The sequence below is a fragment of the Methylobacterium adhaesivum genome, assembly GCF_022179065.1.
GTDB lineage: Bacteria > Pseudomonadota > Alphaproteobacteria > Rhizobiales > Beijerinckiaceae > Methylobacterium > Methylobacterium adhaesivum.
Window position 1 is genome coordinate 114611 of record NZ_BPQD01000017.1, and the last position, 9409, is coordinate 124019.

Consider the following 9409-nt stretch of genomic DNA (forward strand, 5'->3'; position numbering starts at 1 on the left):
CACGATCTGCCCCCTGTCTCGTGTGGGTTGTGTCTTCCCGGGCACAGGCTTGCCTTGGAATTGCTCGAAGTCGGATCGATAGAAGAGCTCAATGCCGTGGGAGCGGCGGCTCCCGCAGGGCGCGGGGGCTCCCGTGCTCGACCCGATCAACCGAAGCAGGCCGAGAGACACATGACTGGTCCGTGTCCATCGAATTCGAAGTTGCATTGCGGCATCGAAGTGTCCGTCACCGTGCCGCCGGGGCCGTCCCTGACGACTCGGGAGACGTGACCCGTCTTGCCTCTGCGTTCCGCTGATGGGTCCGCCCCGGATCCGCGCGGTTCGTCCCAGACGACGCGCGATCGGAGCGGTGTTCCTCGCGTGACCTTAAGCCCGTCCCCTCCCCCCGTGTTGGACACCACTCTGGTGCCATACTAAGGATCGGGCGGATTGCCCGGCCCCTGGCGGCCGGTCTCGTTCCCCGTTCAAGAGCGTGTGCGAATCGAACGTGACACAACGTACAGACATCGCGATCATCGGTCGTGCCTGCCGCCTCCCGGGCGCCTCGAATGTCGAGGGTCTGTGGCAGCTCCTGACGGAAGCCCGCTGCGCCGTGGGCCGTATCCCCGAGGATCGCTGGTCGCTGAGCCGGTTCGGCCATCCCCGCGCCCAGGAGCGCGGCAAGAGCTACACGTGGTCGGCCGGTGTCCTCGACGAAATCTGGTCGTTCGATCCGGGCGTGTTCGGGATCTCGCCGCGCGAGGCCGAGCAAATGGACCCGCAGCAGCGGCTCCTGCTCGAACTCACCTGGGAAGCCCTGGAGGATGCGGGCCTGCGTCCCTCGGCCGTGGCAGGCACGCAGATCGGCGTGTTCGTCGGCGCTTCGTCCCTCGATTACGGCAACCTCCGCATCCTCGACACCGCGTCGGGTGATGCCTACGCGGCGACGGGCAACACGCTCTCGATCCTGTCGAACCGCATCTCCTACATCTACGACTTGAAGGGGCCGAGCTTCACCGTCGACACCGCCTGCTCGTCGTCCCTCGTCGCCCTCGACGCGGCGGTCGCCGCCATCGCCAGCGGCCGGATCGATACGGCGGTGGTGGCCGGCGTCAACCTGCTGGCGAGCCCGTTCAACTTCATCTGCTTCTCCAACGCCCAGATGCTGTCGCGGCGCGGCCTGTGCAGCGCCTTCTCGGCCCAGGCCGACGGCTACGTCCGCTCCGAGGGCGGCGTCGTCCTCGTACTCCAATCCGCGAAGGCCGCCGCGCGCGACGGCAACACCGTACGGGGCGTCATCGCGGCGAGCGGCGTGAATTCGGACGGCCGCACCACCGGTATCTCCCTGCCCTCGGGCTACGCGCAGGGCGCGCTCCTTGAGCAGGTCTACCGCGAGGCCGAGATCGACCTCGACAAGGTGGTGTTCGTGGAAGCGCACGGCACCGGCACCCCCGTGGGCGATCCCATCGAAGCCGGCGCCATCGGCGGCAAGCTCGGGCGCCCACGCAAGGAGCCCCTGCCCATCGGCTCCATCAAGACCAATATCGGCCACACCGAGCCGGTCTCCGGCCTCGCCGGCCTGCTCAAGGCGAGCCTCGCCCTTGAGCACGATCTCGTACCCGCCTCCCTGCACGCCGCCGAACTCAATCCCGACATTCCGTTCGCCGAGCTGAACCTGCAGGTGGTGAACCAGCCCCTTGCGATCCCGCGTGGGCGGGCCGAGCGCTTCGCCGGCGTCAATTCCTTCGGGTTCGGCGGCACCAACGCGCATATCGTCCTCACCGATGGCGCGCGTGTGGCCGCCCGGGCCGAGACGACCCGCGCCCCCGAGGTTCTGCTGCTGTCGGCCCAGAGCCGCGCGGCATTGAACGAACTCGCCCTCGACTACGCCGATCGCTTCGACGCGGCCGCACCCGGCGAGGTTGCGCGCATCGCGGCCGCCGCCGCGCATCGCCGCGAACGCCTGTCGTCGCGCCTCGCCGTCTCCCTCGACGGCGATCTGCCGGCGACGCTCCGCGCCGTCGGTGAGGGTGAGGACACGGATGCCGCCCTCGTCGGCACGGCCGTCGACCGCGCGGCCGAGGTGGCCTTCGTCTATTCCGGCAATGGCAGCCAATGGGCCGGCATGGGCCGCGAGGCCTACGAGGAGAACGCGGTCTTCCGCGCCGCCTTCGACCGGATCGACACCCTCTTCCGCGCCCTGGCGGACTGGTCCCTCAAGGAGGCCCTGTTCGCCGAGGATCTCGAGACGCGCCTCGCCCTGACCCGGGTGTCGCAACCCCTGATCTTCGCGATCTCCAGCGCCTCGACCACGGCCCTGCGCGCTCGCGGCCTCCACCCGAAATATGTCCTCGGCCACAGCGTCGGCGAGATCGCGGCGGCGGAAGCCGCCGGCATCCTCAGCCTCGAACAGGCCGTGAAGGTGATCTTCTTCCGCAGCCAGCATCAGGAATCGACGCGTGGCCTCGGCACCATGGCGGTGCTCCTGGCGCCCGCCGAGGAGATCGAGCTGTTCCTCGAGGATTACCCGAGCCTCGACATCGCCGCCTACAACAGTCCCAAGGCCATCACCGTGGCGGGGCCGGTGGCCGATATCGACGCCGCCATGAAGGCGCTGGCGCGCAAGCGCCGGCGTGGGCGCAAGCTCGACCTTGAATATCCCTTCCACGGCCGGCTCATGAACCCGACCGAGAAGCCGCTCCTGCGCGATCTCGCCGGCCTCTCACCCCATGCCGGCACCACCGCCATGGTCTCGACCGTGACCGGCACCGTTCTGCCGGGGGCCGAGTTTGGGGCCACCTACTGGTGGCGCAACATCCGCGAGCCCGTGCGGTTCGCTCAGGCCGTTCAGGAGGCCACCCGCCAGGGTGCGCGCGTGTTCGTCGAGGTCGGACCCCGCGCCACGCTCCTGTCTCATATCGGTGACGCCATCGAGCCGCTGGGCATCGAGAACGCCACCATCGGCGTCCTGCATCGCAAGCAAGCAGGCGGCGATCCCATCGCCCGGACCGTCGCCGCCGCTCTGGTGCAGGGTGCGGCCGTCGATGAGGCGACGGTGTTCGGAGAGAACCCGAAGGGCGACGTGTCCCTGCCGCTTTACCCGTGGCAGCGCCGCTCCTTCCGCCTCGCCGAAACCTCGGAGGGCGTCGGCGCCACCACGCCGCGCACCTATCACCCCCTCTACGGCGCCCGCGTCACCCTGGATGGCCTCGAGTGGCACGGCCATGTCGACATCGCCACGGTGCCGGAGCTCGATGACCACCGCATCGACGGTCAGGCGATCCTGCCCGGTGCGGCCTTCATCGAGATGGCCCTCGGGGTCGCCCGCGAAGTCATGCGCAGCGACACGGTCGTTCTGGCCGAGTTCGAGATCCAGTCGCCGATGGTGTTCGGTGAGGAATCCCTGCGCGAGGTCATGGTCCGGGTCTCCGGCTCCGGCAACGGCATCCAAATCCTGAGTCGTCCCCGCCTCACCCAGGCGGCCTGGCAGCTCCATGCGGCGGCCAAGATCGTCGACGGCACGTTCTCGGCACCCCCCCGGCAGAACATTCCGGAGCCCGGTGAGCAGGCCGTCGACGGCGAGGCCCTCTACCGCATCGCCGCCGCCTCCGGCCTCGGCTTCGGTCCGAGTTTCCGTCAGGTCGCCGTCTCGGCCCGCCTCGACGAGACCACCATCGTCTCCGAACTCGTGCCGGCGGAGGCCGACGCACGCTTCGGCCTCGTGCCGGCGCGCCTCGATTCGTGTTTCCACGGCCTGATCCTGCTGTTCGCCGGTCTCATGGGCGAGGGCTCGACCAAGGCCTACGTCCCGGTGCGCTTTGGGGAGATCCGCCTGGTCAAGCCCGGCGCCGTCATCGCCCGGGCGATGATCCGGACGCGTCGCGCCAACGAGCGCAGCATCCTGGCCGACTTCACCCTCGTGGATGCCGAGGGCGAGGTGATCGCCACCCTGCGTGAGGGCCGCTTCCAAGCCCTGCGCGCCAAGGGCGGCAACGAACTCGCCGCTTACGCTATTGCCCAGCGCCCGGAACTCGCCACCGAACCGACGGCGATTCCCCTCGACCGGCGCCAGCGCATTGCCGACGCCGTGCGCCCCCAGGCCAAAGCGGCCTTCGCCGCGCCCGATGCGCCCCTCGCGCCAGGGCACCTGCTTCTCGAAGGCTGGGCCACCTCCATGGCCTATCGCCTCGCGGAAGGTCTGCAACGCTCGGGCACCGTCGCCATCGACGCGCGCGTGCCCGAGGCCATGCGCCCCTGGCTCCTCAACGCCCTCTACGCCCTCGAGAGCAGCGGCCTCGCCACCCTCGCGGGTGATCGCTGGACCCTGCGCAAGGACGTGACCCTGCCGGCGCCCGACGAGATCATGCGCTGGATCGCCGCCGATCATCCCGATCTCTCGGCCGAACTCGTGCTCACCGCCGATATCGGCGCCGTCGTCGCCCGTCTGCTGGCCGGTGACCTCGTCCACGCCCCGACCCTGTCGCAGAACGCCCTCGACGCCTTCATCCTGCGCAGCGCCACCGCGCGTGCCTCCGCCGATGTCATCGCCCGGATCGTCGAGTCGGGCAGCGCCGCCCTTCCCCGCGACCGCGCCCTGCGGGTGCTTCAGGTCGGCTTCGGCCCCCTGTCGGCCCAAGCAGCGGCCTTCGCCGACGGCATCGAAGCGCAGCTCTCGGTGTTCGAGGCCGACCGCCGCCTTGCCGAGCGTGCCCGCCTCGCCCTGCCGCGCGGCGTCACGGTCATCGAGGACGCGGCCGAGCTCACCCCTGGCGGCTTCGACGCGATCCTGGCGAGCGACGTGCTCCACCGGGCCGAGCGTGGGGTACTGCAGGGAGTGGCCGATGCCCTCGCCACCGGCGGTTTCCTCATCGCCGTCGAGCCCGGCGCGTCGCTGTTCCGCGACCTCGTGTTCGGCCTGACGCCGGGCTGGTTCGAGGTCGCCGGCGACATGCCCATGGGGCGTCTCGACGACATCACCGGCTGGCAGCGCTCGCTCAGCGACTCGGGCCTCGTCCGGGTCGCCGTCGACCGCGCGGTCTCCGACAACGGCGACGACCTGCTGTTCATCGCCGAGGCGCCCGTGCGTGCCCGGCCCGCCGCAGGGCAGAGCTTCGCGTTCATCATCGGCTCGCACGATGCCTATGCGGCCGAGACCGCCTCGTCGCTCGCGACTCTGCTGGTCGCCGGCGGCGTCCATGTCTCCATCATCCTCGATTCCGAGCAGTCCCTGCTCGAACTCGAACGCGAGACGCCCGACACGGTGGTGTTCCTCGCAGGTGCCTTCAACACGGAAGGCCCGGCCGCCGACCGCCTGCGTGACCGTTGCCTCAGCCTGAAGCGCTGCGTCGAGCATCTCGGCAGCCGCCAGACCCGGCTTTGGGTGGTGTGTCCGGGCGCGACCCGCGACGACGGCGACGCCACCGGATCGGTGGAAGCCGGCGTCTGGGCCTTCACCCGGACTCTGGCCAATGAGGTCGCCAACCTCGACGTCCGGCGGATCGACGTCACCGACGCCCTCACCACCAAGCTCGCCGCCGAGCGCCTGCGCGATCTCATCCTGTCGGGCACGGCCGAGACCGAGATCGTCCTCGATCCGGACCAGACCCGGGTGATCCGGTTCTCCCCGGGCCAGATCGCGCGCCGGCCCGCCGCCGACGCGGTACCGGCCCCCGCCGCCCGCCTGGAGCGGAGCAACACCGGCGGCCTCAACGAGATGGCCTGGGGGCCGGCCGAGCGCCGCGCCCCTGGACGTGGCGAGGTCGAGATCGCCGTCGAGGCGACGGGCCTCAACTTCCGCGACGTCCTCTGGGCCCTGTCGATGCTGCCCGAGGAGATCCTGGAGGACGGCTTTGCCGGTCCGCGCCTCGGCCTCGAGGTCGCCGGCCGCGTCCTCTCCGTGGGCAAGGGCGTCAGCGCCTTTAAGGCCGGCGACCGGGTCGTCGCCTTCGCCCAGTCCGGGTTCGCGACCCATATCGTCGTCCCCGAACTCGTGGTGGCCCCGAGCCCCCCCGGCCTCGATGCGCAGGCCGCCGCCACGGTGCCGGTGGCGTTCCTCACGGCCTATTACGGCCTCGTGAGCTGCGCCCGCCTGCGGCGTGGCGAATGGGTCCTTGTCCATGGCGGTGCCGGTGGCGTCGGCCTCGCGGCCCTGCAGATCGCCAAGCTCAAGGGCGCCCGCGTCATCGCCACCGCCGGATCGCGCGAGAAGCGCGCTCTGGTGAAGGCGCTCGGTGCCGAGCACGTCCTCGACTCGCGCTCGCTCGCCTTCGTCGACGATGTCCGCCGCATCACCGGCGACGGCGTCGGCGTGGTGCTGAACAGCCTGTTCGGCGAGGCGATGGAGCGCAGCCTTAACTGCCTTAAGCCGTTCGGTCGCTTCATCGAGTTGGGCAAGCGCGACTACGTCGCCAACACCCATATCGGCCTGCGTCCCTTCCGCCGGAACTTGTCGTATTTCGGGGTCGATCTCGATCAGGTGCTCCAGCACCAGGGCGAGGATGGGGCACGCCTGTTCCGCGAGGTCATGGCGTTGTTCAACGAGGGCGGCCTGAAGCCGCTGCCGTACCAGCCCTTCACCGCCGACGAGGTCTCGGACGCGTTCCGGCTCATGCAGCAATCGGGGCACGTCGGTAAGATCGTGATCGCCCCGCCGAAACCCGGCAGCGTGATGACGGCCCAGAGCGCCGCCTTCGCTATCGATCCCGATGGCGTGCACCTCGTCACCGGCGGTCTCGGCGGCTTCGGTCTGGAAGCCGCGCGCTGGCTCGCCGACAAGGGTGCACGGCACATCGTTCTGGTCGGACGCAAGGGTGCCGAGAGCGCGGATGCCAAGGCGCTCGTGGCCGAGCTGACGCAGCGCGGCGTCGACGTTCAGGCCAAGGCCTGCGACATTACCAACCGCAAGGCGGTGGACGCCCTGCTGAGCGATGTGGAGCGCGGCGCCAAGAAACTCGCCGGCGTGATTCACGGCGCCATGGTGCTGCAGGACGGCCTCATCGCCAACATCGACGCGGCGGCCCTCGATGCGGTCATCCGCCCGAAGGTAATCGGCGCCGAGCATCTCGACGCGGCGACGCGGTCGCGAAGCCTCGACTATTTCGTGCTGTTCTCCTCGGCTACGACCTTCATCGGTAATCCCGGCCAGGGCTCCTATGTCGCCGCCAACGGCTTCATGGAAGGTCTCGCCCGTCGCCGCCGGAAAGCCGGCCTGCCGGCGCTGGCCGTCGCCTGGGGCGCCATCGGCGATGTCGGCGTGCTCGCCCGCAATCGCGCAGTGATGGAGACCCTGGCGGGTCGCGTCGGCGTCACACCCATGGATGCCCGCCACTGCCTCGACCTCATGGCCGAGGCCCTGAAGGGCCAGGGCAGCGCCAGCGACGACGCGGTCATCGCCATCGCCTCCATGCATTGGGGCAAGGCGCGCGAGCGCCTCGCCACGATGAAGAGCCCGAGCTACGTCGAGCTCGGCTCGGACCAGCAGATGGAGGCCGGCACGGTGGCGGCCATCAACATCGGCACGCTGCTCAAGACCCAGGACATCGACACGGTGCGCAAGACCGTGGCCGACGCCATCGTCGAGGACATCGCTCGCATCCTGCGTCTGCCGAAGGACGACATCAGCCGCGTGCGCCACCTCTCGGAGATCGGCCTCGATTCCCTCATGGGCGTCGAACTCGGCGCGAGCCTGCAGGAGCGCTTCGCCCTCGAGGCGCCGCCCTCCGGCATCTCTTCGGGCCTCACCGTGAACGAACTCACCGAGACCCTGATCCAGTCGATCTCGGCCCCCGTGGACGAAGCCGCCGCCGCCGTCATGAGCCTCGCCCAGCGCCATGCCAGCGAGGGCGTCGACGTCCGGACCCTCGAACCCTTCCACGCGCTGGTCGAAGAGAACAGCCTCGTGATCAAAGAGATCCTGCCATGAGCAATCCCGCCAGACCGGACGGCGGGCGCGCGGCGCTCGCGGGCTTCGTCACCAATCGTCTCGGCCGCAACACCAGCCGGCCGGCCCCCACCCGCGCGCCCGCGCGTCCGCCGGGCGACCCGTCGGTCCAGAACTTCGAGACTCTGCCGGGCTACCGCGAGCTGCGCCTGCAGCGCTCGGCCGCCGACCTCATCGGCCTCGGCAACCCGTTCTTCCGGGTCCACGAAACCAAGGCCGGTGCCAACACCCGCATCGCCGGCAAGAGCTTCATCAACTTCTCGTCCTACGATTACCTCGGCCTCAACGGGCATCCGGACGTGAACGCCGCTGCAGCCGAGGCCATCGCGGCGTTCGGCACCTCGGCCTCCGCGAGCCGGATCGTCGCGGGCGAGCGCCCGGGCCACCTCTCCCTGGAGCAGGCGCTCGCCAACCATTACGACACGGAAGCCTGCGTGGTGATGGTGAGCGGGCACGCCACCAACGTCACCACCCTCGGCGCCCTGATGGAGCCGGGCGACGTGATCTTCCACGATGCCTTGAGCCACAACAGCATCGTCACGGGGGCGCAGCTCTCGGGCGCCCAGCGCCGCTCCTTCGCCCACAACGACCTCGACGCCCTGGAGACCCTGCTTGGCGCCACCCGGCACGAGCATCGCCGCGCCCTCATCGTGGTCGAGGGCCTCTACAGCATGGACGGCGACGCGCCCGATCTCGCCGCCCTCATCGCCCTCAAGCAGCGCTACGACGCGTGGCTGATGGTCGACGATGCCCATGGTCTCGGGGTGCTGGGCCGCACCGGCATCGGCCTCGCCGAGCATTGCGACGTCGACCCGCACGGCGTCGATATCTGGATGGGGACGCTGTCGAAGACGCTGTCCACCTGCGGCGGCTACATCGCGGGTCCTGCGGCCCTCATCGAGTATCTCAAGTGCACGGCGGGCGGGTTCATCTACAGCGTCGGCCTGTCCCCGCCGCTGGCCGCCGCAGCCGAGGCGGCCCTGGCCATCATGCATGCCGAGCCGCACCGGGTGGAGCGCCTGCGCCAGAACGGCAACCTGTTCCTCGCCTGCGCCAAGAAGCATGGCCTCGACACGGGGACGAGCCTCGGCCTCGCGGTGATCCCCGTCATCGTCGGCGACTCGTTGAAGTCCGTCACCTTGTCGGACCGCCTGTTCAAGCGCGGAATCAACGTGCAGCCGATCATCCATCCGGCCGTGCCCGAGCGCGCCTCGCGCTTGCGCTTCTTCATCACCTCCGAGCACACCCCCGAGCAGATCCGCGAGACCGTGGATGCCGTCGCCGAGGAACTGCACGAGATCGAGAAGGGGGGGTCGCTCATCGAGCAACTCATGTCGAAGCGCGGCAAGCCGTAGGGCTTTCGCGTCCACCCTTCCCAAACGAAAAACGGGCCCGCGAGGGCCCGTTTTTCATTTGGAAGGATGAAGCCCTCAGCGCGAGACGCTGTAGATCGACGCACCGGCGGCGACGGGCGCGGTGACGGTGGAGAAC

General features: G+C 69.7%; 2 protein-coding genes. Both read left to right on the forward strand.

Going from position 1 to position 9409, the window contains the following annotated elements:
- The first annotated feature begins 487 nt into the window (after window positions 1-487).
- Complete coding sequence (locus tag MFF01_RS14480) at window positions 488-7900, forward strand: type I polyketide synthase (protein ID WP_238226487.1); 7413 nt, start codon at window positions 488-490, stop codon at window positions 7898-7900.
- Window positions 7897-9273, forward strand: a complete 1377-nt coding sequence (locus MFF01_RS14485; RefSeq protein WP_238226490.1) for an aminotransferase class I/II-fold pyridoxal phosphate-dependent enzyme — start codon at window positions 7897-7899, stop codon at window positions 9271-9273. The genes MFF01_RS14480 and MFF01_RS14485 overlap by 4 nt, the downstream gene beginning before the upstream one ends.
- Window positions 9274-9409: the final 136 nt, after the last annotated feature.